The 21613-nt window shown below is 69.2% G+C and carries 17 protein-coding genes and 2 pseudogenes; 8 read left to right on the top strand and 11 right to left on the bottom strand.

Features of this window, described 5'->3' with window-relative positions:
* Positions 1-11: 11 nt before the first annotated feature.
* The gene (locus HAV22_RS00220; RefSeq protein ID WP_166855330.1) at positions 12-1349 is read right to left on the bottom strand and encodes a TolB-like translocation protein; all 1338 of its coding nucleotides are present in this window, start codon (positions 1347-1349) and stop codon (positions 12-14) included.
* Positions 1350-1504: 155 nt separating this feature from the next.
* Between HAV22_RS00220 and HAV22_RS00215 the strand changes: the two genes are divergently transcribed.
* Genes HAV22_RS00215 through HAV22_RS00205 form a run of 3 tightly spaced genes read left to right on the top strand, consistent with a single transcriptional unit; the run spans position 1505 to position 5306 of the window.
* Positions 1505-3187, top strand: a complete 1683-nt coding sequence (locus HAV22_RS00215; RefSeq protein WP_166855328.1) for a rhamnogalacturonan acetylesterase — start codon at positions 1505-1507, stop codon at positions 3185-3187.
* Positions 3184-3876 (top strand): DUF6250 domain-containing protein, encoded by a 693-nt coding sequence (locus HAV22_RS00210; protein ID WP_166855326.1) that lies wholly within the window; start codon positions 3184-3186, stop codon positions 3874-3876. Before HAV22_RS00215 ends, HAV22_RS00210 begins: the two co-directional genes overlap by 4 nt.
* A gap of 11 nt (positions 3877-3887) precedes the next feature.
* On the top strand, positions 3888-5306 hold the full coding sequence (locus tag HAV22_RS00205; RefSeq protein WP_371869495.1) for a glycoside hydrolase family 88/105 protein: 1419 nt from the start codon (positions 3888-3890) through the stop codon (positions 5304-5306).
* A gap of 19 nt (positions 5307-5325) precedes the next feature.
* Here the strand turns inward: HAV22_RS00205 and HAV22_RS00200 are convergent, their stop codons facing one another.
* Positions 5326-6144 carry a metallophosphoesterase gene (locus HAV22_RS00200; RefSeq protein WP_166855322.1) on the bottom strand — a complete coding sequence of 273 codons (819 nt, stop codon included), beginning with the start codon at positions 6142-6144 and terminating at the stop codon, positions 5326-5328.
* Between the two features lie 61 nt (positions 6145-6205).
* The gene (locus tag HAV22_RS00195; protein WP_229420987.1) at positions 6206-6616 is read right to left on the bottom strand and encodes a hypothetical protein; all 411 of its coding nucleotides are present in this window, start codon (positions 6614-6616) and stop codon (positions 6206-6208) included.
* A gap of 153 nt (positions 6617-6769) precedes the next feature.
* Between HAV22_RS00195 and HAV22_RS00190 the strand changes: the two genes are divergently transcribed.
* Positions 6770-7150 (top strand): nuclear transport factor 2 family protein, encoded by a 381-nt coding sequence (locus tag HAV22_RS00190; protein ID WP_166855320.1) that lies wholly within the window; start codon positions 6770-6772, stop codon positions 7148-7150.
* A 4-nt stretch (positions 7151-7154) separates the two neighbouring features.
* On the opposite strand, the pseudogene HAV22_RS00185 reads toward HAV22_RS00190, so the two are convergent.
* Together HAV22_RS00185 and HAV22_RS30970 are read right to left on the bottom strand one after the other, a co-directional pair.
* Positions 7155-8471: pseudogene (locus tag HAV22_RS00185) on the bottom strand (NCS2 family permease); the annotation flags it as partial.
* A 213-nt stretch (positions 8472-8684) separates the two neighbouring features.
* Positions 8685-8981 (bottom strand): annotated as a pseudogene (locus HAV22_RS30970) (O-methyltransferase); the annotation flags it as partial.
* Here HAV22_RS30970 and HAV22_RS00180 point away from each other — a divergent pair.
* A complete protein-coding gene (locus tag HAV22_RS00180; RefSeq protein ID WP_371869510.1) occupies positions 8937-9440 on the top strand; it encodes a TetR/AcrR family transcriptional regulator in 504 nt (167 codons plus the stop codon). The pseudogene HAV22_RS30970 and the gene HAV22_RS00180 overlap by 45 nt on opposite strands.
* Here HAV22_RS00180 and HAV22_RS00175 read toward each other — a convergent pair.
* Positions 9413-10888 carry a tryptophan halogenase family protein gene (locus HAV22_RS00175; RefSeq protein ID WP_166855314.1) on the bottom strand — a complete coding sequence of 492 codons (1476 nt, stop codon included), beginning with the start codon at positions 10886-10888 and terminating at the stop codon, positions 9413-9415. The two genes, HAV22_RS00180 and HAV22_RS00175, sit on opposite strands and share 28 nt — an antisense overlap.
* Before the next feature lie 201 nt (positions 10889-11089).
* Here HAV22_RS00175 and HAV22_RS00170 point away from each other — a divergent pair, with 201 nt between their 5' ends.
* Positions 11090-13282, top strand: a complete 2193-nt coding sequence (locus HAV22_RS00170) for a glycoside hydrolase family 3 C-terminal domain-containing protein (RefSeq protein WP_166855312.1) — start codon at positions 11090-11092, stop codon at positions 13280-13282.
* Here HAV22_RS00170 and HAV22_RS00165 read toward each other — a convergent pair.
* Positions 13245-14579 carry an FAD-dependent oxidoreductase gene (locus HAV22_RS00165; protein ID WP_166855310.1) on the bottom strand — a complete coding sequence of 445 codons (1335 nt, stop codon included), beginning with the start codon at positions 14577-14579 and terminating at the stop codon, positions 13245-13247. The two genes, HAV22_RS00170 and HAV22_RS00165, sit on opposite strands and share 38 nt — an antisense overlap.
* A 163-nt stretch (positions 14580-14742) precedes the next feature.
* On the opposite strand from HAV22_RS00165, the gene HAV22_RS00160 reads away from it, so the two are divergent.
* Together HAV22_RS00160 and HAV22_RS00155 are read left to right on the top strand one after the other, a co-directional pair.
* The gene (locus tag HAV22_RS00160; protein WP_229420986.1) at positions 14743-17046 is read left to right on the top strand and encodes a LamG-like jellyroll fold domain-containing protein; all 2304 of its coding nucleotides are present in this window, start codon (positions 14743-14745) and stop codon (positions 17044-17046) included.
* Between the two features lie 110 nt (positions 17047-17156).
* Entirely contained in the window at positions 17157-17699 is a 543-nt protein-coding gene (locus tag HAV22_RS00155; RefSeq protein ID WP_371869494.1) for a GNAT family N-acetyltransferase, read from the top strand.
* Here the strand turns inward: HAV22_RS00155 and HAV22_RS00150 are convergent.
* The 4 genes from HAV22_RS00150 to HAV22_RS00135 form a co-directional block, all read right to left on the bottom strand.
* Positions 17621-18790 carry a YsnF/AvaK domain-containing protein gene (locus tag HAV22_RS00150; RefSeq protein WP_166855306.1) on the bottom strand — a complete coding sequence of 390 codons (1170 nt, stop codon included), beginning with the start codon at positions 18788-18790 and terminating at the stop codon, positions 17621-17623. The genes HAV22_RS00155 and HAV22_RS00150 overlap by 79 nt on opposite strands.
* A 19-nt stretch (positions 18791-18809) precedes the next feature.
* Positions 18810-19250, bottom strand: coding sequence for a DUF2382 domain-containing protein (locus HAV22_RS00145; RefSeq protein WP_371869493.1), 441 nt, complete (start codon positions 19248-19250; stop codon positions 18810-18812).
* A 106-nt stretch (positions 19251-19356) separates the two neighbouring features.
* A complete protein-coding gene (locus tag HAV22_RS00140) occupies positions 19357-20331 on the bottom strand; it encodes a glycoside hydrolase family 43 protein (RefSeq protein WP_166855302.1) in 975 nt (324 codons plus the stop codon).
* On the bottom strand, positions 20328-21599 hold the full coding sequence (locus HAV22_RS00135) for a rhamnogalacturonan acetylesterase (protein ID WP_166855300.1): 1272 nt from the start codon (positions 21597-21599) through the stop codon (positions 20328-20330). Before HAV22_RS00135 ends, HAV22_RS00140 begins: the two co-directional genes overlap by 4 nt.
* Between the last annotated feature and the right edge of the window lie 14 nt (positions 21600-21613).

Genomic DNA, 21613 nt, shown 5'->3' with positions numbered 1-21613 from the left:
GGTTGTCCGCATCAGCGCGCGCCGCGCTTGAGCCACGCGTCAGGCACGGGCACGATGCAGATGTTCAGGGTGCGGCCGTCCGGGGACAGCATCGCGGACTGGATCTCGATGCGCGTGCCGTCCGGGCTGAACGTGGGATGCGGATGGTCGGCGGCCGTCGTCTTGTGGCCAGTCGTCAGCAGGATCATCTCGTGGCTGGCGCGGTCGATCAGGTACAGGCTCCGGCTGAAATCGTCGCCGACGGCGAAGCGGCCGTCGCTGGAGCCGTGCACGTGCCAGAACCCGCTGCCGGACGGCGTCTGCCCGACGATCTGCATCTGGCGCGTGCGCAGGTTGACGATCGCGAGGCCGCTCGGTTTTGCGCGCGTGCCCGTGGCGCCCCAGCCGTCGTCCTGGCCGGGGTTCGCGCCGCCCACGTCCGTCGCGGGCGCGTCGATGGCCGCGGCCGCGCCGGGAATCGGGCGGTGGCCCATGATGGCGAACGCCACTTCGTCCTTGCCGATCACGGCTTCGTGCGTCACCCATTCGTACGGCGCTTCCGGGTAGAGGGGACGCAGGCCGCTGCCGTCCGCGTGCACGGTCCACGTGCGCTGCGGCGACTTGCCGCCCGTCTCCCAGCAGAACACGATCTCGCCCGGGCTCCACAGGTTCGCCTGGATGTGGCCGACCTGGAACGGCACCGACACGACGTGGCGCACCTCGCCCGTACGCACGTTCACGCGGGCGATGCCCGCGGGGCCCGCGCCCATGTGGCGCGGACCGAATGCGGGTTCCAGCGTCGTGCCCGGCGCCAGGTGACGTGCCGCCTCGTGCGGGCCGACGCGCACGTACAGCCATTCCTCGTCCGCGTCGAGCGCCGTGTCGCCGAAGGCTTCTCGCGCGGCCGGCAAGGTGGCGGCCACGCGCTGGTAGCGGGCCGCGTCGTCCATGTGGCCGGCCGCGCTGTCGGCGAGTACCCGCGCGAGGTCCACCTCGACGACCTGCTTGTCGTCGCCGGCGCGACGCAGGAAATACAGCTTCATCGACTTGCGCGCCACGTTCAGCATGCCTTCGTAGGCGCCTTCCGTGACCTGTACGATGGCCCCCGTCGTTTCGTTGACGGCCATCGCCTCGTTGCCGGCCAGGTGGGAGCGGAAGATCAGCCACTGGCCGTCCGCCGTCCACTGCGGGTGCGTCTGGTAGATCTTCGAGTCGCCGTGCGGCCGGCTCGTGAGGAAGGTCAGACGGGTGCCCGTGACGGGGTCGACGACTTCGCGGCGTTCGGAGGGGAAGCGCCGGCCGATGGCGCAGGAGGCGTCGGTGGCCGCGCCGAGCAGGGCGCAGAGTGTCAATATGGCGATGGGGCGCATGCCCGTCTCCTCGTGGTTGGCATCCGCTCATTGTTGCAGCGGCAGGCGCGCGTATCCGCTCATGTTCCTGATTCTTTCGCCTGGGCCGTTCTGGCCGTGCACGCCCCTCGCATAGAATGGACCGCGGAACAGAACAACGAGACAGGAACACCGCCATGCTGCTGCCCCACGTGCTGCGCGCCGTCGCCGCGCTGCTTCTCCTGGCGATCGCCAGCGCCCACGGGCAATCCTTGCCGACTGCCGTCAATACGGATCCTGCGCGCGCGCAGGTGACGTTGCCGGTGCCCGCGAATCCGGCGCTGCCGTCGCTGATCCTGATCGGCGACTCCACCGTGCGCAACGGCCGCGACGACGGCCAGGGCAAGGGCGCGGCCGGCCAGTGGGGATGGGGCAATCCGATCGCCGCCTGGTTCGATCCCGCGAAGGTCAACGTCGTCAACCGCGCCGTGGGCGGCCTGTCGAGCCGCACGTACATCACGAGCGGGCACTGGGAGCGCACGCTGGCGGTCGTCAAGCGCGGCGACGTCGTCGTCATGCAGTTCGGCCACAACGACGCGAGCGCCGTGAACGATGCGAGCCGCGCGCGCGGCACCTTGCGCGGCACGGGGGACGAGACGGAGGGGATCGACAACCTGCTCACGCACCAGCACGAGGTCGTGCATACCTACGGCTGGTACCTGCGCAAATACGTCGCGGACATCCGCGCGAAGGGTGCCACGCCCGTGATCTGCTCGCCGATCCCGCACAAGCAGTGGGATGCGCAAGGCCGTACGAAGCGCGACCGCGACACGTACGGCGGCTGGGCCGCGGCCGTCGCGCGCGAGCAGGGTGCCGGCTTCATCGACTTGAACGACGAGGTCGCGCGCCGCTACGACGCGCTGGGCCACGACGCCGTCATGCAGTTGTTCCCGCAGACGGTGCCCGACGAGCACACGCACACCAACTGGGCCGGCGCCGCGCTGAATGCGCAGGTCGTGGCCGCCGGCCTGAAGGCGCTGGGCGACCCGCGCATCGCTGCGTGGCTGAAGCCGCAGCCGCCCGTGAATCCGTTGCCGCCCGCGCGCGAGGACGACCGTCCCGTCGTCGATGCGGCGAGCGTCCGCGACGAGGCGCCGCGCGATCCGGCGCTGCCCACGCTGTTCCTCGTCGGCGATTCCACGGTGAAGAGCGGCGGCCTGCACGGCGCCATCGGCTGGGGCGAGCGCATCGCACCGTGGTTCGATCCACGCCGGATCAACGTCGTGAACGCGGCCATCGGCGGCCGCAGCAGCCGCACCTACTTCACGGAAGGCCGCTGGGACAAAGTGCGCGACCAGCTCAAAAAGGGCGATATCGTGCTCGTCCAGTTCGGCCACAACGACGGCGGCCGCATCGGCGACCCGGCGATGAAGAACCGTGCCTCTGCCCCCGGCACCGCTTCCGAGACTGTCGAGGACACGCGCCCGGACGGCAGCAAGGAAGCCGTCCACACGTTCGGCTGGTACATGGCGCGCTACGTGGCGGATGCGAAGGCGAAGGGCGCGACGGTGATCCTCGCGGCGCCCGTGCCGCATCGCGACCGCTGGCAGGACGGGCGCGACTTCGCGACGTTCGCCGACTGGGACCGCCAGGTAGCCGACGCGAACGGCGCGCTGTTCCTGGACCTGACCTTGCTCGTGGCGGATGGCTACAAGCAGATCGGCGCCGACCGCGTGAACACCTTCTTCGCCGACGCGCGTACGCACACGAACGAGGCCGGCGCCGCCTTCACCGCGGAGCGCGTCGTCGCGGGCCTGAAGGCGCTGCCGGGCAATCCACTGGGGCCTTACTTCGCCGACAAGACGGTGGCCGGCCGATGAGGATTGCGCTCGCCGTGCTGGTACTGGCGTCCGGCGCGGCGGCGGCTGCCGAACCCGCCGCGTGCACGCATTGGGGCCGGCCGGGCGCCGTGCTGTTCGCCGACGATTTCAGCGCGCCGTCCAACGCGTACGTGGCCGAGTATGCGCGCAAGCCCGGCAACGTCGTGGACGTCCGCGACGGCCGCCTGCTGATCGACGTGGACGGCGGCGCCACCGTGTGGCTGGACCGGCCGCTGTCCGGCAACGTGTTGATCCGCTTCACGCGCAAGGTCGTCGTCGAGGGCGGCCCGAACGACCGGCTGTCCGACCTGAACGTGTTCTGGATGGCGCGCGACCCGCAGCGGGACAGCCTGTTCACGCGCAGCGGCAAGTTCGAGGACTACGACGACCTCGCCATGTACTACGTGGGCATCGGCGGCAACCGCAACACGACGACACGTCTGCGCCGCTACGGTGACGGCCGCCGGGAACTCGTGGGCGAATACACGGACACTGCCCATCTGCTGGTGCCGAACCGCGACTACCGCATCGAGATCGCCGTGTTCGACGGCTGCACGCGCGTGCGCGTGGACGGCGCCGACTGGTTCACCTACCGCGACCCGCATCCGCTCGCGCGCGGCTACCTGGGCTTGCGCACGACGTGGTCGCGCCAGACGGTGGACGACCTGACGATACAACGACTCGAATGACAGGAGACAGTGTGAAGACTCGAACGATGGCGCGCCGTGGGCTGGGACTGGCGCTGGCCGCGGCGTGCGCCTTGCCCGCATCCGCACAGCAGGCGCCGGCGCCGCAGGAACGGGGCCCGGTGGCGGCGGACGCGCTGCTGCATGCGCAGCAAGTGCATTACCCGACACCGTACGGCGCGATGGATGCGGCCGAGGTCAAGGCCGTGCTGGACCGCGTGTTCGACTACCTCGACAAGGTGACGCCCGCGGAAGTGATCGACCAGCGCACGGGCGCCCCGATCGCGGACGTGTCCAGGCCCGACGCGAACGCCGTGCTGAAGCCCGGCGACTTCCGCCTGACGAGCTATGAGTGGGGCGTGACGTACACGGGCATGCTGGCCGCGGGTGCCGCGACGGGCGACCGCCGCTACACGGACTATGCCATCCAGCGTCACCAGTTGCTGGCCCGGCTGACGAAGACCTATCTGCCGCTCGTCCAGGCGGATCGCGACCATGCGGCCGCGCCCATCAAGAGCTTCCTGAATCCGCACGCGCTGGACGATGCCGGCGCGCTGTGCCACAGCTTCCTGAAGGCGAAGCTGGCGGGGGCGCCCGTCGACTATGGCCAGATGATCCCGGTCTGCGCCGACTTCGTCACGAAGAAGGAGTACCGGCTGAAGGACGGCACGCTGGCACGGGGCGGCCCGGACGGCCATGGTGGCGCGAAGATGCGCCCGCTGCCGGACACGCTGTGGCTGGACGACATGTTCATGGGCGTGCCGACGATCGCGTACCTGGGCAAGGCAACAGGCGATGCGCGCTACTACGACGACGCGGCGCGCCAGGTGCTGCAGTTCTCGAAGCGCATGTTCAACAAGAACCTCGGCATCTACATGCACGGCTACGTGGAAGGCCTGCGCGACCATCCGGAACTGCATTGGGCGCGTGCGAACGGCTGGGCCGTGATGGCAATGGTCGAAGTGCTCGAGGTGCTGCCGAAGGACCACAAGGATTACGGGGCCGTCCTCGACCAGCTGCGCGCGCACGTCAAGGGCCTCGCGAGCTACCAGACGAAGGACGGCTTCTGGCACCAGCTGATCGACCGTCCCGACACGTACGAGGAAACGTCGGCCACGGCGATCTACGCGTACGCCATCGCACGCGCCGTCAACCGCGGCTACGTGGATGCGCAGGCGTACGGCCCGATGGCGAACCTCGCATGGAATGCCGTCGCGGGCAAGGTCGGGCCGGACGGCCGCATCGCCGGCATCTGCGTGGGCACGGGCATGGCGTTCGACCCCGCGTTCTACGCCTACCGGCCGACGAGCGTGAAGGCCGCGCATGGCTACGGCCCCACGTTGCTGGCCGGCGCGGAGATCATCGCCATGAACCGCAAGTTCAAGTTCGGCCTGAACGACAGTGCGTTGATGTACCAGGGCGTGCGCGACTGAGGCGCCGGGCCGCGCTGGTTCACACGACGATCACCAGGTCTTCGCGGAACGCGGCCTGCTCGCCCTTGTTCGCATAGCCGAGCGGGTTCGCGACGACGCGGCAGCGCCAGCCCGTGCCTTCGACGACGTAATCGTTCGCGCAATGCAGGTGCCCGTGCATCCACACGTCGGCGAACGGCAGCAGGTCGTCCAGTGCATTGCAGAAGCCGGCCGTGCCGGGCGTGATGCCGTAGCGCGGGTCGGCGCTGCGCAATGTCGGGGCGTAGTGCGTGACGGCGATCGTCGTGCCGTCGAACGGCGTGGCCAGCGCGTCGCGCAACCACGCCTGGCAGGCGAACGACAATTCGCGCTGGCCCTCGGCCAGCAGCGGTTCGCCGTCGACGAGCGTCGTGTTCCCGCTCAGGTAGTAGTTCGCGGCGCGGAACGCCTTGTCGCGCTGTTTCAGTTGGCGGCTGATGTCCGTTTCGCCGGACGCGAGCGCGTCGAAGTCGGCCCACAACGTGGTGCCGACGAAGCGGACGTCGCCCAGCGTGACGATCTCGCCGTCGAGCCACGTGATGCCGAATGCGGCGCACGTTTCTCGCAGGCGGGCCTGCGTCTCGGCGAAATCGAGGCCGTCGAATTCGTGGTTTCCCGGTACGTACAGCACGCGCGCGCCGGCGCCCGTGGTGGCGGGCGCGAAGCGCGCGAGGCCGAAGTCGTCGGACGTCAGGCGCGACCGGGCCTGGTACGAGCCGATGTCGCCGGCGAGGACGACGACGTCCGTGTCGGGGAAGATGGTCGGCTGGAACCCGGGGTCGCGTTCGAGGTGGAGGTCGGAGAAGAGCTGGATGCGCATCGCCGGAGTATACCGCCTTCCGGGGTCACTCCGCCGCGCGCATCCGGGTGCGGCGCCTGGCTTACTTGCCGGCCGCGTTCTGCATCTTCTCGCCGGCGCGTTCCAGGCCGCGGCCCGTGGCGGCCGTCGCGTCTTTCGCGCCTTCCTTCACGTTCTGCGCGGCTTCGTGCGATTCCTGGCGGACTTCGGCGCCGGCCTTCTGCATCTGGTCGCCGGCGCGGTCGGCCGCGGCCTTGACGTTGGCGTTGGCCTGCTCGGCCGCTTCCTTCGCGTTCCGGCCGGCCTGCTGGGCGGCCGCATTGGCGTTGGCGGCGGCTTCCTTCGACTCGGCGGCGGCCTTGGCGCCCGTGTCGTCGATGGCCTTGCCGGCGGACTGGGCAGGGCCCATGCCGTCCTTGTCCTGGGCTTTATGGCAGCCCGTCACGAGAACGGCGACGGCCAGCATGATGCTCGAAATGGTAGTGGCTTTCATGGTTTCTCCTGTAAGAAGTTGTCACTTAGATTACACAATTCCGTCGAGACGCGGCGTACGATACGGCCGGGTTGGCCTGCGCCCTGCGTCGCCCCTTGCCGCGCCGCCCCCGCGGTGGCACGATGCCGGATCCAGACCACAAAGGCGACCGGCATGAGCGGCACGATCACATTGAAGGAAACGGCGACCGACTTCCTGCGGTTGACGGCGCACGGACAAGTCGACGAGGCATTTGCGCGTTACGCGGCGCCGGGGTTTCGCCACCACAACCCACATTTCGCGGCGGACATGGCGACCTTGCAGGCGGCAATGAAGGAGAACGCGGGACGGTTCCCGCACATGGTGTTCGAGGTGAAGCGCGCGATTGCAGAGGGCCCGCTGGTGGCCGTGCATTCGCGCGCCGTGCTGGAGGAGGGTGGGACGGAGCTGGCGATCGTCCACATCCTGCGTTTCGAGGGCGACCGCATCGCCGAGATGTGGGACATCGCCCAGCCGGCACCCGTCCCGATGGCGAATGGGGACGGGATGTTCTGACGGATCAGATGGCCCAGCCGCCCGCGTAGAACACGGCCAGTGCCAGCGCGATGCTGACGGTGCCGACGTTCAGCTTGCGCCATTCGCCCGCCAGCACGCGGCCGACGACCAGCGTGCAGAAGCCCAGCATGATCCCGGTGACGATGTTGCAGGTCAGGAGGATGAACACGGCGCACACGAGGCCGGCGAGGGCGTCGAGCTTGTCGTCCATGTTCATGTGGGCGACGCTGCTCAGCATCAGCAGGCCCACGTACATCAGCGCCGGTGCGGTGGCGTAGGACGGCACGAGGCCGGCCAGCGGCGAGAAGAAGATCAGGCCGAGGAAGCCGAGGCCGACGACGACGGCCGTCAGGCCCGTGCGGGCGCCGGCCGCGGTGCCCACGCCCGACTCGATATAGGCCGCGGCGGGCGCACCGCCGACGAGGCTCGCAAAGATCGAGCTCAGGGAATCGGCCGTCAGCGCGCGGCCGCCGTTGTGGATGTACCCGCGCGCATCGACCTGGCCCGCCTGGCCCGCCACGGCGCGGATGGTCCCCGTCGCGTCGAACACGGCCGTCATCACGAGCGCGAGGACGCTCGGCAGCACGGCCATGCTCAGCGCGCCCTTGACGTCCATCGCGCCGATCAGCGACGGATGGCCCGGTGCGCTCAACTGCGGCCAGGAGAAGATGCCCTTGAAGTGCACGTTCGGATCGAACGCGAGGCCGAGCGCGGACACGGCGATCACGACGAGCAGGATGCCGCCCGGAACCTTGCGCTGTTCGAGGCCGAAGATCGCGGCCAGGCCCAGGATGCTCATCACGACGGGGAACGCCGTGACGTGGCCCAGTGCGACCGGGAGGCCCGCGCCCGCGTTCTTGACGACGAGGCCGACCTCGCTCGACGCGATCATCAGGAGGAACAGGCCGATGCCGACGCCCGTGCCGTGCGCGACGCCGGACGGCAGGTTCTGCAGGATCCACGAGCGCACGCCCGTTACGGAAATCGCCGTGAACAGGAGGCCCATCAGGAACACGGCGCCCAGCGCGATGGCGGGCGTGAGTCCCTTGCCCAGCACGAGGCCGAACGCGGTGAATGCCGTGAGCGAGATGGCGCAGCCGACGGCGATCGGCAGCCGGGCCCACAGGCCCATCAGCAACGAGCCGAATGCGGCCGTCAGACACACGGCGACGAACACGGCGCTGACGTCGAAGCCGGCCTGGCCCAGCATGCCCGGGACGACGAAGACGGAATACACCATCGCCAGGAACGTCGTGATGCCGGCAATGACTTCGCGGCGCTGCGTGCTGCCCCTCGCCGTGATCTGGAAGTAGTGGTCGATCTTGTCGATTTTACCGATGGGGTCGGACGGTGGCGTGAAAGTCTCCACGCGCTCCACGCGTTGGACTTGGGGCTGGGACATAGCGGCTGCTCCTCTGTGTTATTGACCCGCCGATCGCGCCGCAAGGGCGTGCCGACGGGGTGTCTCGTCGTTATGAGTGGTGAAGCTTAGGCCTGAAGCTCACCGGCGACATATCGGCGCAGCGCATAGGGACTATACGAAAAGTGGTATTGCGTTTATGGATAGTGTCGTTTTGGCATGGCCCGACGCCGTGTCGCGCACGCGCGCGACGTAGTCCGGACTGTGGTCCGCGTTGGCGGCGACGACGATGCTGCCAGCGCGCAGTCGCCCTTCCAGCAGCGCGAGCACGTCAGGGTACAGCGCTTTCGCGCCATCGAGCAGCACGAGGTCGATCGTGGCGGGCAGGTCGCCGGCGAGCGTCTGCAGTGCGTCGCCCGTCCGGATATCGACGAGGTCCGCGAGGCCGGCCGCTTCCGGATTGCCTCGCGCAAGCAGCCGAAACAGGCCCGCTCGAACGACCTCGTCGCCGCGGTGGTGGAGGCATCCCTTCGGGTCTTGGCGACGGAAGGCGCGGCCCGCTTCACGACGTCGCGCGCGGCGGAACAGGCGGGGGTGAGTGTCGGCTCGCTGTACCAGTACTTCCCGAACAAGGCGGCGATCCTGTTCCGGCTGCAGGCCGACGAATGGCGCCGCACGACGGCGCCGCTGCGATCCATCCTCGAAGATGCGACGCAGCCGCCGCACGCGCGCCTGCGGGCGCTCGCGGCCGATCTGCTGATGGACACGTTATCCGCCGTCGGCAAGCGATTCTCGGAACGGCCGCGCACGGGCGCCGAGATCGCCGCGTATGCCGATGCGCTGGCCGACATGCTGTGCGCGTGGCTGGAGACGCTGGCGGCCGCTGACGGGGCCGCGCGGGATCAGCGCCCGAGGATGCGCGCGAGGTAGGTGTCGTGCGTGGCCAGCGGGGCGACGGCTTCGGCGAGCTGGCGCGCGCGCGTCTGCACCCAGTCGAGCGACGTGGCCAGCGGCAGGTCGGACAGCCGCGGGTCGGCGCGCTCGGGCCAGCAGTGCATGCCCGCGTAAATCGCGAGCCAGCTGTGGCCGTCGAAGCCTTCCACGTCGTACTGGTGCAGCACGCCCGTCTGGCGCCATGCGTGCAGCTTGTACGCGAGCGTGTCCGGGAGCTCCACGTGCGCCATCGCATTCCAGAACGGCGTGTCGCGCCGCGCCGTCAGGCAGTAGTGCAGCAGGATGAAGTCGCGGATGCGTTCGAACTGGCGCGTGAGTCCGCGGTTGTATGCCTCGATGGCTTCCGGCGCCACGCGCGTGCGCGGCACGAGCAGCGGCATCAGGTTGCCCAGGCCTGCCTGGATCAGGTAGATGCTCGTCGATTCGAGCGGCTCGAGGAAGCCCGTCGCAAGGCCGATGCCAACGACGTTGTGGACCCAGAAGCGTTCGCGCCGCCCCGTCGTGAAGCGCAGCAGCCGGGGTTCCGCCAGCGCCTCGCCGTCCAGCTGCTGCAGCAGTTGTTCGCGCGCCTTGTCCTCGTCGATGAAACGCGAGGAAAACACATGGCCGTTGCCGGTGCGGTCCTGCAGCGGGATGCGCCACGCCCAGCCCGATTCCAGCGCCGTCGCGCGCGTGTACGGCGTCAGCGCCGTGCTCGTGCGGGCGCTGGGGACGGCCCAGGCGCGGTCGACGGGGAGCCAGCGGCTGTAGTCGAGGAACGGTTCCTCGAGCGTGCGGCCCAGCAGCAGCGAGACGAAGCCGGAGCAGTCGATGAACAGATCGCCCGCGACGACGCGGCCGTCGTCGAGCCGCAACGACGCCACGCCGCCGTCGGCCCGGCGCGTGACGTCGACGACCTTGCCCTCGGTGCGGCGCACGCCGCGCTTGATGGCGATGTCGCGCAGGAAGCGGGCGTACAGGTTGGCGTCGAAGTGGTACGCATAATTGAAACTGGCCGCGCCCTGGCCCGGCGCGCAGAAGCGGTCCCGCATCGCCATCACCGTCGGCAGGCATTGCTCGCCGAACTTCGGCAGGCCCGCGTTGACGTGGCGGCGATACTGGCCCCACAGCGCGTGCGGGCCATCCAGTTCGCCGAAGTCGCCGAACGTGTGGTAGTAGTCCTCGCCGCGCACGCGCCAGTCGCAGAAGCGGATGCCCAGCTTGTACGTGCCTTGCGTGGCACGCAGGAAGTCGGCCTCCTGGATGCCGACGATCTGGTGGTAATTGCGGATCGAGGGGAAGGTCGCCTCGCCGACGCCGACCGTGCCGATGTCTTCCGATTCCACCAGCTCCACTTGCGTCCCCTGCAGGCCCGTGGCCAGGGCGACTGCCGTCATCCAGCCGGCCGTGCCGCCGCCGAGGACCACGATGCGTTCGTAACTCATGCTGTCTCCGTTCAGTGTTCATGGCGGCCGCGTACGGTCCAGCCGCTCTTCGTATGCATTCGATTGTACCGCCGTCTTTACGAGGCGCAAGAAACTTTTAGCGCCGAACACCGGGTTTTGCAACGCTATGGTGAAATCGGTTTCCTTGCTGGGGTATCATCTGTCTGTTTGCGCTAACAAGATCAACCCTAGGAGACATCCATGCAGACGAACATTCTGGCGGCCGCAGCCCGGGCCGCGGTGCTGGCAACCGCGCTCGGCGCCGGCGTCGCCGCCCACGCGGCCACCTACCCGTTCCAGGACCCGGCCCTGCCGCCGCAGCAGCGCATCGCCAACATCCTGTCGTTGATGACGCCGGACGAAAAGATCGCCGCGTTGTCGCCGGATTCGGGCGTGCCGCGCCTCGGCATCCCCAGCTTCGGCGCGACGGAAGGCATCCACGGCCTCGTGCAGCGGGGCGAGAGCACGCGCCAGCGCGAGCGCATCACGACGACGCAGTTCCCGCAACCGCCCGGCATGGGCGCGACGTGGGACCCGGACCTCGTGCGCCAGGCCGGCGCCGTGCAGTCGACGGAAGCGCGCTACATCACTCAAAGCACGAAATACAAGCACCCGATGCTGATGCAATGGGGCCCGCAGTCCGACCTCGCGCGCGACCCGCGCTGGGGCCGCAGCGAAGAGGTGTATGGCGAAGACCCGTTCCTCGTGGGCACGATGGCGACGGCGTACACGCGCGGCATCCAGGGCGACGACCCCAAATACTGGCGCGGCGCGGCGCTGTTGAAGCACTTCCTCGCCAACAGCAACGAGGATGGGCGCGGCAATTCGTCGTCGAATTTCGACGACCGGCTGTTCCATGAATACTATGCGGCGCCGTTCCGCATGGCGTTCCAGGACGGCGGTGCGCGCGCGCTGATGGCCGCGTACAACGCGTGGAACGGCACGCCGATGGACGTGCACCCGGTGCTGCGCAGCCTCGTCATCAAGGAGTGGGGCGCGGACGTGATCTCGAGCGACGGCGGCGCGATTTCCACCCTCGTGAAACTGTATAAACGGTATCCGGACCAGAAAGAGGCCGCGGTCGCCGCATTGAAGGCCGGCGTCAACCAATACCTGGACAAATACCAGGACGAGCTGCGCGCAGCGCTGAAGGACGGCACGATCACGGTCGCCGACCTGGACGAGGCGCTCGCGCGCAAGTTCCGCACGACGATCAAACTGGGCCTCATCGATCCGCCGGCCGGCAACCCGTACGCCGCCATCGAGGACGGTCCCGCCCCGTGGGACGGTGCCGCGCACAAGGCCGTGTCGCTGCGCATGGCGCTGGAATCGATCGTGCTGATGAAGAACGATGGCCACGCGCTGCCGCTCGCGAAGGACCGCATCAAGCGCATCGCCGTGATCGGCCCGCACGCGGACAGCGTCCACTGGGACTGGTATGGCGGCATCGCGCCGTACACGGTGACGGCGCTGCAAGGCATCAGGGCGGCCGCGGGCCCCGGCGTGACGGTGACGTACGCGCCCGACGACAAGGACGGCGCGGCCGTGAAGGCGGCGCGCGCTGCCGACGTGGTGATCGTCGTCGTCGGCAACGACCCCACGTGCGGTCCGAACATGGCCCAGGAGTGGACGGACGCGGGCACGAAGCGCTGCGCGGACCCGGGCGACGGCCGCGAAGGCCGCGACCGCGAATCGCTGGCGCTGGCGCAGGAAGGCCTCGTCAAGCAGGTGCTCGCGGCGAATCCGCGGACGGTGATGGTGCTCGTGTCGAGCTTCCCGTTCACGATCAACTGGTCCGAGGCGCACGTGCCCGCGATCGTGCAGATGGCGCATGCATCGCAGGACCAGGGCACGGCGCTCGCGCAGGTGCTGTTCGGCGACTACAATCCCGGCGGCAAGCTCGTGGCGACGTGGCCCGCGGCCGAGTCCCAGCTGCCGCCGATGATGGATTACGACATCCGCCACGGCCGCACGTACATGTACTTCAAGGGCGAGCCTCTGTTCCCGTTCGGGCACGGCCTGTCCTACACGACGTTCAAGTACACGAAGCTGCGCACGAGCGCGCCGGCGCTGGCGGCGGACGGTACGGTCGGCGTGGACGTCGACGTCACGAACACGGGCAAGGTGGCGGGCGACAGCGTCGTCGAATTGTACGCCGCGTGGCCGAAGTCGCGGGTCGAGCGGCCGCGCCAGGCGCTCGTCGGTTTCCAGCGGGTGAATTTGAAGCCGGGCGAGACGCGCACCGTGCGCATCCCGCTCGCGGCGCGGCGCCTCGCGTACTGGAACACGGAGGCAGGCCGCTTCGACGTGGAAGCGGTGCCAGTCAAGTTGATGGTGGGCGAATCGTCCGCCGACATCAAGCTGACGGCGACGCTGCCCGTGCGTCCGCGCTGACGGCGCCGGGTGCCTGGGCCAGCATGCGGCCCAGGCGCCAGCCCAGGCACAACAGGGTCAGCGTGGGCGGCAGGCCCCACGGTTCCGGAATGACGGAGGCATCGCACACGTACACGCCGCGCGTGGCCGTCCGCAGGTCGGCGTCGACCGTGTGACCGATACGTGCCGTGCCGCCGGGATGCGCGGCGAAGTGGTGGCTCGCGAATACGTGCCGGGCGCCCGCGCGGGCGAGGATGTCCCGCGCGATCCCGATGCCCTCGTCGAAACGGCCGCGGTCGCGCGGATGCAGCACCTTGTCGACCCAGCGCTGACCGACGTCACCGCCGATCTCGTCGCGGATCTTGACCATGATCGTCAACGTGCGCGCATGCGCGAACAGCCGGTCGACGCGGCCCGCCTGGGCGGCGAACGCCTGGTACATCGGACGGGGCAACGTGAGGTCGGCGAGGCTGATGCCCGCATCGGGAAGCATCGCGCCGGCCGCCATCGGCACTTCCGCGCCGCCGCCCTCGATGCCGTCGACGGTGCCCATCACGGCGACGACCGGATCGCTGAAGAACGGCACGGGACCCGCCAGCAGGTTCGACGCGCGCAGGATGCGCGGGCTGCCGATGCCGCCCGCCGCCAGCACGACGCGTCCCGCCCGGAACGTTTCGATACGTCCGTCCACGACGGCTTCCACCCCGACGGCGCGCCCGCCGTCCACGATCACACGCGTCACGCGCGCGCCCGTGCGCAGCTGCGCGCCATGCGCGCGGGCGTCGTCGACGAGCTCGCGGGCCGACCACTTGGCGCCGAACGGGCAGCCGTAGACGCAGCGCCAGCATCCCGTGCGGCACGTGGCCGGGCGGATCATCTTGTCCAGCTTGCGCCAGGGGAGGCCGGCCGCCTGCGCGGCGTCCATGATGCGCGCGGCCATCGGGCCGACAAGGGTATCCGGCAACGGCGCCATCGGCAGTTCGGCGCGCCAGGCGGCGAGGGCGGGCGCCAGGTCGATGCCGTGCGCGGCGAACATGGCGGCCGGTGGCGGCGCGGCGGTGGCGAAGTTGATCGTCGACGTGCCGCCCGTCGTCAGTGCCCGCACGAGCAGCGACAGGTCGCGGTGCAGGAACGCGCCCTTGCCGGGCACCGCGGCCATGCCGGCCATCTGCGTGAGCGTGCCGGCCAGGGGCGCGTCGCCGCCCGCTTCCAGCATCAGCACGCGCGCACCGGCCCGCGCGAGCTCGCGCGCGACGCTGGCGCCGCCGGGACCGGTGCCGGCCACGATGGTGTCGAAGGAAGGGGGCTGCATGGACATGGGCGCGATTCTACCGCAGCGTGCCCGGTCCCCACGCGGCCACGGAAGCGTGAATTGTTGATATTTCTTTTGGGAAATGTCACAATCGTAATGATTCGGTCATGCCGGGACCGTATCCTGCGACTACCACCACGTAACGGTTGTTTTAAATGAGGAAATGCCGATGTCGAAGACTTGCGCCGAAGGCCTGAATCAAATGGATCAAGAAGACGAATTGCGCAACCCCGCCCGGCGGGCTTTTACGCTGGGCCTGGGCCTGTTGCCCATGATTCCCATGCTCACCGCATGCGGTGGTGGGCAGGGTGCCGACCCGTCGGTGCAGAGCCGCCAGGCGGCCGGCGTTGCAACGGCGGCGTTGTCGGGCACGGCTGCCGGCGTTGCGCCCGCCGCCACGCCGGCCTCGGAGAGCGGCGTCTTCCGCCACCCGGGCCTCCTGGTGACCGACGACGACTTCGCGCGCATTCGTGCGCACATCAAGGCCGGGCTGGCGCCGTGGACGGGCTGGTGGAACAAGTTGTGCGCCGACAGCCTCACCAGCCTGGACGGCAAGCCGAATCCGCAGCAGGGCGTCTACCGCCAGGACGGCAGCAAGTACGCGATGTACCGCGACATCCAGCGCGCGTGGTGCCTGGCGCTGCGCTGGCAGCTGTCGGGCGACACCCGCTATGCCGACAAGGCGGTGGAAACCCTGGACGCCTGGGCGAACACCCTGCAGGTGATCGGCACCGTGCGCCCGGGATCGACCGCCCATGACGATCACACGTTCATCCTGCTGGCCGGGATCCAGGGACACCAATGGGCACAGGCCGGCGAGATCATGCGCGGGTACGCCGGCTGGGCGCCGGCGAACCTGAAGCGTTTCCAGGACATGCTGGCCAACATCTTCGCCCCGGTCTCGTCGTGGTTCCTCAGCGACGGCCGCATCGGCTCGCATGCCAACTGGGACATGGCCTCGCTGGCGGGTGCGCTCGCCATCGGCGTGTTCTGCGACAACCCCGACCTGTACCGGCTGGCGTGCGATTGCTACGCGGGCAACAACCGCGGCAAGCTCAGGACCTTCGGCAACGGCGCCATCGTGCACGGCGTGTACTTCATGCACCCGGGCCACTTCGGGCAGTGGGAGGAGAGCGGCCGCGACCAGGGCCACTCCACGCTGGGCATGTCGCTCGGCGGCGATCTGCTGGAGATGGCGTGGAACCAGGGCGACGACCTCTACGGTTTGTACAACAACCGCTTCCTCGCCGCCGCCGAATACGTGGCACGCTCGAACCTGCACGACGAGAATGGCCAGCCCTACCCGATGCCGTACGTGCGCGAACAGAACCCGACGGCGCCGCATCCGTCCTTCTGGACGGCGGTGAACCAGTCGTTCGGGAACGGCCGCAACGCCTGGGAACCCATCTACAACCACTACGTGAACCGCATGGGCCTGACAGCGCCCAACGTCGCGCGCATGCTGGCGTTGTGCGAGCCGAACCAATGGTCCAGCGGCGGGGATGACGTGGTGTTCCCTACGCTGGCGCTGCGCCGCCCGGCCTATCCCGGGCCGATGAAGCCGCCCTCGGGCCTCACCGCCCACCAGCGCGGCAACCGCGTGGTGCTGTCGTGGTGGGGCAGCGTCGGCGCGACGTCGTATGCGGTCAAGCGCGCAAGCCGGGCCGGCGGCCCCTTCAACCTGCTGGGCACGGTGTCGGCCAGCGACCTGCTCACCTACAGCGATACGCCGCCCAACGGCGTCTGGTTCTACCAGGTCGTCAGCCAGGGCGACGGTGCGCCGACCGCCGCGGCGCCGGCCGCCGATTCCAATGTGGCCCGTATCGCCGTTCCTGGCGAAGATCGCCTGATGCTGCCGTTGAATAACCCGGACGGCACGGGCACGGTCGGCTTGAAGCTGGACTCGGCCGGCGCCATGAGTCTCGTCGAGGGCCAACTGCTGGACGGCGCGACCTGGGGCGACGGGCGCCGCAACGACAAGGCCGTCGCGTTCGACGGCAAGAAGGCGGGCCTGCAGCTGCCGTCGGGGTTGTTCGGCGACCTCGACGACTTCAGCGTGTCCCTGTGGGCGTACGCGAACGGGTTGCACTGGGACAGCTGCCTGTTCTTCGCCGGGCAGGATGCGTACGCAGCCATGGCGCTCGCGCCCCAGTCCGGCCGGGGCGGGCTGCGTTTCGTGATCTTTGGCGCGACGGGCAACGACGCGCAGTCCGTGGAAGCGCCGGCGCCGCTGCCGTTGCGGCGCTGGGTCCACGTGGCGGTCACGCTGCAGGGCAACACGTGCCGGCTTTACGTGGACGGCACCGAAGTGGCGAAGTCCGACGAGATCCTCCTGTCGCCGCGCCAGGTCGGCGACCAGGTCACGTTCCTGGGCCGCAATTGGGGGCATCCGTCGTTCAACGGCCGCATCCAGGACTTCCGCATTCACGCGGGGGCGCTGAGCGCCGCCCAGGTCGCGGCGCTGGCGGGCTAGGCCTGCCCTGCATGGGCTCCGCCGTTTCTGGTATCGTTCCCGTCTTCCACCGGATCGGATCGGGCCCTGTCATGCGCGTGTCCCCTGTAGTGTCACCTGTAGTGTTTCTTGTGTCGCCCGACCAGCACGAATCGCTGGTCGACCTGCTGTGCGAGCTGTATCGCGACTACCACGACGACGCGGAGGTGGCGCGCGCCGCCGTGCGCGACCATCTGCTGCACAACCTGCTCGCGCCGGACTCGCCGCTGCGGCTCGTCGTGGCGACGGATGAAGACGGGACGGTGGCCGGATTCGCGGCCGTCGTGCTGCTGTATTCGCTCGTCGACCCGACGCCGGCCAACCGCCGCCAGTGCATGATGAAGGAATTGTTCGTGCGCGCGGACAGTCGCGGGCGCGGCGTGGGCCGGGCCCTGATGGCGTGGATCGCGCGCCATGCGGCCGAGCAGGGCTGCGGCCGCATCGACTGGCATGTGAAGGCGTCCAACGAGGCCGGCATCCGCTTCTATGCCGGCCTCGGGGCGCAACGGGTGGCGGACCGCCTGAGCTACCGGCTCCCGTTGCACCCGCAAGCCCGTCAGGACGTCATGCGGTTCCAGCCCGACCGTACGGCCGCCTTCATCCGTTCCCACGTCGACGCGCCGGCGCTGCCGTAGCGTGCATCCCAGTCGCTGCGCAGGCTGGATTCGACGTCGTCCCAGTTACGGCCCTGGTAACGGGCGTCGCGGCGCATGTCGTAGCCGTAGCGGTAGGCCGGCGCGTAGTCGTCGTACGTGCCGCCGAGGCTCGCGTAGTTCTGCTGCCAGTCGTTGCGGTAATACGTGTCGTCGTCGCGGGCCGCGCCCTGCAGCGGCTGCACGTCGACTTGCGTGCGGCGTACGGTATCGCTGATCTGTTGCTCGCGCTGGCTGACCTCCTTGCCGACGACGACTTCCTCCACGACGCGGGCCGACTTCTGCACGACCGCTTCCTCGGCCGTTTCGCGCAGATCGATCGTCTTGTCCTTGAACGCGGCGGCGTCGGCCGGGTCGATGGGGCGGTCGACGGGGCGGCGCTCCACGCTCACGTGTTCTTCGCGCAGCGCCACCGTTTCGTTCACGGGCGTCTCGACGACGCGGGAGAACACGCGCACGCCGCCCCGCTCGACGAGGCGCTTGCCCACGTGGACTTCTTCCTGCACGACGGGGATCGCGGCCTTACCCGTCTGCATGGCGGTGGCTTCGCGCTGCTGCGAGTCCGTGCGCAGGTCGGCCGATTCGGCGCGGCTTCCGGCCAGGTTGCCCGGTTGCGATCCCGATTGCGATCCGGATTGCAGCGACGCGGACGGGGCGCCCTGGTAGGCGCTGGCGCCCAGCGTGGCGGCGTTACCCGCCAGGTCGTGGCGCTCGTCGATGTCGATGGGACCGAAGCGCTCGATGACGTCGGCCGCGCGTTCCACTTCCGGTTCCGACGTCGTGGTGAGCGTCAGCACGTGCCGGCCGGACGTGACGGCATTCGAGTAGCGGATCGCGTGCTGGTCGTGGTCGGTGCCGAACAGGCTCTCGAAGAAGTTCTTGATCGATGCGCCCACGCCTTCCTCCTGGGCCGTGGCGGTGGTGGTCGCCGCCGTCGTGGCGGACGAGCCGGCGGCCAGGTCGGCGCTGGAGACGTTGACGTTATCGCGGGTGAAGCCCGATGCCAGCAGTTCGTCCATCGCGCTCTGGGCATCGCTGCGGTTGTCGAAAACCGCCACTAGGGTATGTTGCATGATGCGTCCTCCGGTAGATTCATGTAGATGGTGTGTCGCCGTGCTCGTCGAAGCGCTCCACGCTGACCTGTTCGGCGCGGAGCACGACGGTGTCGACGTGGCGCTCTTCGCGGCGGGTGCGGGTGATGTGGAGCTCTTCCTTGATGCGCAGGCGTCGTTCGACGACCAGCACTTCCTCGAGGATCGGGACGACGAGCGTGTCCCCTTCGTAGCGCGTCGCGGGCGCCTGGTCGAGCGGGACGATGCGGTCCACGGCGACGTGCCTGACCTGCACATCGTCGCGCGCCAGGCTCTCGTCGATCTGGCATGGGTGCTCGGCGACGGTCTTATGGATGCGCACGCCGCGCCCCGTGTCGACGATCCGTTTCTCGACCCACGCTTCCTCCCGTACGACGGGAACCCTCAGGAGTTCCTGGCGCTCCTGCTGTTCCTCTTCGGGTTTCGCTGGGTCAAGGGACACGGTCCGCCTCCGGGGTCGCGACGTTGGAGAGGCGAGGGTACTCCATCCGGCCGCGCATCCGCGCACCATTGCCCATCAACAAGGCACCGTGCGCGGCCAGGGTGGTTCAGCGCGCGCGCAGCGCGTCCAGCAATGCGGGCGGCACGCGCAGCGCCGTGCCGTGGCGCATGCGGCGCGCCGTGCCTTCGTCGGGGAAGTGCATCTGCGCCGTCACGTCTTCCCAGTGCACGAGATCGCGCGAGCGCAGCGCGCCGTAGTGCTTCGCCGTGTAGGCGTCGTAGTAGACGATGACGTCGCCGCCGATTTGCAGCGCCGTCGGGCCTTCCGTCCACAAGCCGGCGGGCGAGATGGGCGCGCCCAGCGGCTCGAACGGCCCCTGCAGGCTGGCTGCGCGCGCGAGCTGCAGGTATTTGCGCGGCGGGTGCCGTGTCTCGTCCTTCACGAGGAGCCAGTCGCCCTGGCTCGTGCGGACGAACGTCGCGTCGATGACGGAAAAGCCCGGGTCGTAGAACAGGCGCGTGGGCGTGAACGTGACGAAGTCGCGCGTCGTCGTCGCGTAGATGCGGTGGTTGTACTTCGCCGCGCCCGCGTCGTCGCCGGCCGCCTCGGATTGCGGGAAGCGGCCGGGGATCGTGGACGACCAGAAGATCAGGTATTCGCGCCGCTTCGCGTCCCACGCGATTTCCGGCGCCCACGCGTTCAGCGTCGTCGGCTCGTGCGCCATCACGGGAAGTTCGCGCTGCGCGGACCAGTGCACGAGGTCGGTCGACGACGCGTAGCCGATGCCCGTCTCGTTCCAGCCGCTCGTCCACACCATGTGGTAGATGCCGTCCGGGCCGCGCACGATGCACGGGTCGCGCATCAGCTTCGCCTTGCCCACGTGCGGGGCGAGGAAGCTGGCGCCGCCGCCCAGTGCGTCCCACCGATAGCCATCGCGGCTGCCCGCGAGGTGCAGGCCGTCCTGGCCGTTGTCGACGAAGTAGGCGAACACGTAGGCGTCGCCGGACGGCGCGACGCTCGCGCAGCCGGCAAGCAGGGCCGCGGCCGCGGCGATGGCGGCCAATGCCGCGCGCCGCTTCATCGGTGTGCCTCGTCGCCCAGCGGGCGCTGCGCCGTGCGGTGCGGACTCGGGGGCACGGCGAATGCGGCCACTGGGTCCGGATGGGCGGGGTCGAATGCGAAGTCGTCGACGATGTACGCGGCCGCCGGCACCTTCGCGTCGCGCAGGCCCAGCACGACGGCCTTCGCCAGTTCGTAGCTGCCATAATTGTCGTGATGCGTGTTGTCCAGGCGGCCCGGTGCCGGTTCCGCGAACGCGGCCTTCGAGCCTTCCGGTCCCAGCGCCTCGTACAACGTCATGCTCAACGCGTTCAGGTCGATGAACGGCACGTGCAGCTCCTGCGCGGACTGGCGCGCCGCGTCCGCATAATCCTTCAGCGACGGGATGACGTGGCCGTCCGCATCGAAGCCGCGGCGCTCCATCGACGACACGATCACGGGAAGGCCGCCGTGCGCGCGGACCGCGTCCACGTGGACCTTGATTTCCGCCCTGTACGTGGTGAACGGGCCGCCTTTGCCTTCCTTGATCTGCTTCTGGTCGTTGTGGCCGAACTGCATGAGGACGACGTCGCCCGGTTTCATGGCGGAGACGACCTTGTCCAGGCGCCGGCGCGCAATCGAATCGCGGTAGGTCTCGCCCGACTCCCCGTGGTTGGCGACGGCGATGCCGGGTTTCAAAAAGCGCGGCAGCATCTGGCCCCAGCTGGCGTACGGTTCCGCCGGCTGGTCGCACACGGTCGAATCGCCCAGCAGGAACATGGTCGGCACGGTGGCCGGCGCGATCGCGATCGTGCGCACGGCCGGGTGCGCGCCGTTGATTTCGAGCGTCAGGCGCCGGTCCCAGTTCCATGCCTCGTCGACAGTCTCGCGCGGGACTTTCAGTTTCACTTCGCCGCCGTTGGCGATCTGCGGCGTGCGCACGTTGACGGTGAATGTCTTCGTCACGGCCTGGCCCTTTGCCGTGGCCACGTTTTCCAGCATCAGGCGGCGCAGCTCCGCTTTCACGGTCGTCGTGGCCGGCGCGGTGTCGTCGCCCAATGTGACCGTTACCGTGTAATTCCCTTCCGGCAGGTCGACGGAAAAATAGTAGGGGTGCGCGCCATCGGGCGCCGTGCCCGGCTCGAGGCCGTAGCCGCGCGCGGGCGTGTAGACCGTGTCGGCCGTCACGGCCGTGTAGCCGGCCGGCGGCTTGCCGGGGCCGAATGCGAATTGCCGGGCGTCGGCGGCAGGGGCGTTGGCAGCGCAGGCCGCGACGAGAAGGGCGCAGGCGGCGCGAGTGATTGTGTGCATGTGTCTCCGTCGTT

The sequence above is a fragment of the Telluria antibiotica genome, from assembly GCF_011682055.1.
GTDB classification, from domain to species: Bacteria; Pseudomonadota; Gammaproteobacteria; order Burkholderiales; family Burkholderiaceae_D; genus Telluria; species Telluria antibiotica.
Note: the sequence above shows the minus strand (reverse complement) of the source record. Positions and strands in the feature narration are given on the sequence as shown.

Coding starts and splice junctions, on each gene's coding strand:
- HAV22_RS00220 (WP_166855330.1), bottom strand. CDS start 1,349: ATGCGCCCCATCGCCATATTGACACTCTGCGCCCTGCTCGGCGCGGCC.
- HAV22_RS00215 (WP_166855328.1), top strand. CDS start 1,505: ATGCTGCTGCCCCACGTGCTGCGCGCCGTCGCCGCGCTGCTTCTCCTG.
- HAV22_RS00210 (WP_166855326.1), top strand. CDS start 3,184: ATGAGGATTGCGCTCGCCGTGCTGGTACTGGCGTCCGGCGCGGCGGCG.
- HAV22_RS00200 (WP_166855322.1), bottom strand. CDS start 6,144: ATGCGCATCCAGCTCTTCTCCGACCTCCACCTCGAACGCGACCCCGGG.
- HAV22_RS00195 (WP_229420987.1), bottom strand. CDS start 6,616: ATGAAAGCCACTACCATTTCGAGCATCATGCTGGCCGTCGCCGTTCTC.
- HAV22_RS00190 (WP_166855320.1), top strand. CDS start 6,770: ATGAGCGGCACGATCACATTGAAGGAAACGGCGACCGACTTCCTGCGG.
- HAV22_RS00175 (WP_166855314.1), bottom strand. CDS start 10,888: ATGAGTTACGAACGCATCGTGGTCCTCGGCGGCGGCACGGCCGGCTGG.
- HAV22_RS00170 (WP_166855312.1), top strand. CDS start 11,090: ATGCAGACGAACATTCTGGCGGCCGCAGCCCGGGCCGCGGTGCTGGCA.
- HAV22_RS00165 (WP_166855310.1), bottom strand. CDS start 14,579: ATGTCCATGCAGCCCCCTTCCTTCGACACCATCGTGGCCGGCACCGGT.
- HAV22_RS00160 (WP_229420986.1), top strand. CDS start 14,743: ATGTCGAAGACTTGCGCCGAAGGCCTGAATCAAATGGATCAAGAAGAC.
- HAV22_RS00150 (WP_166855306.1), bottom strand. CDS start 18,790: ATGCAACATACCCTAGTGGCGGTTTTCGACAACCGCAGCGATGCCCAG.
- HAV22_RS00140 (WP_166855302.1), bottom strand. CDS start 20,331: ATGAAGCGGCGCGCGGCATTGGCCGCCATCGCCGCGGCCGCGGCCCTG.
- HAV22_RS00135 (WP_166855300.1), bottom strand. CDS start 21,599: ATGCACACAATCACTCGCGCCGCCTGCGCCCTTCTCGTCGCGGCCTGC.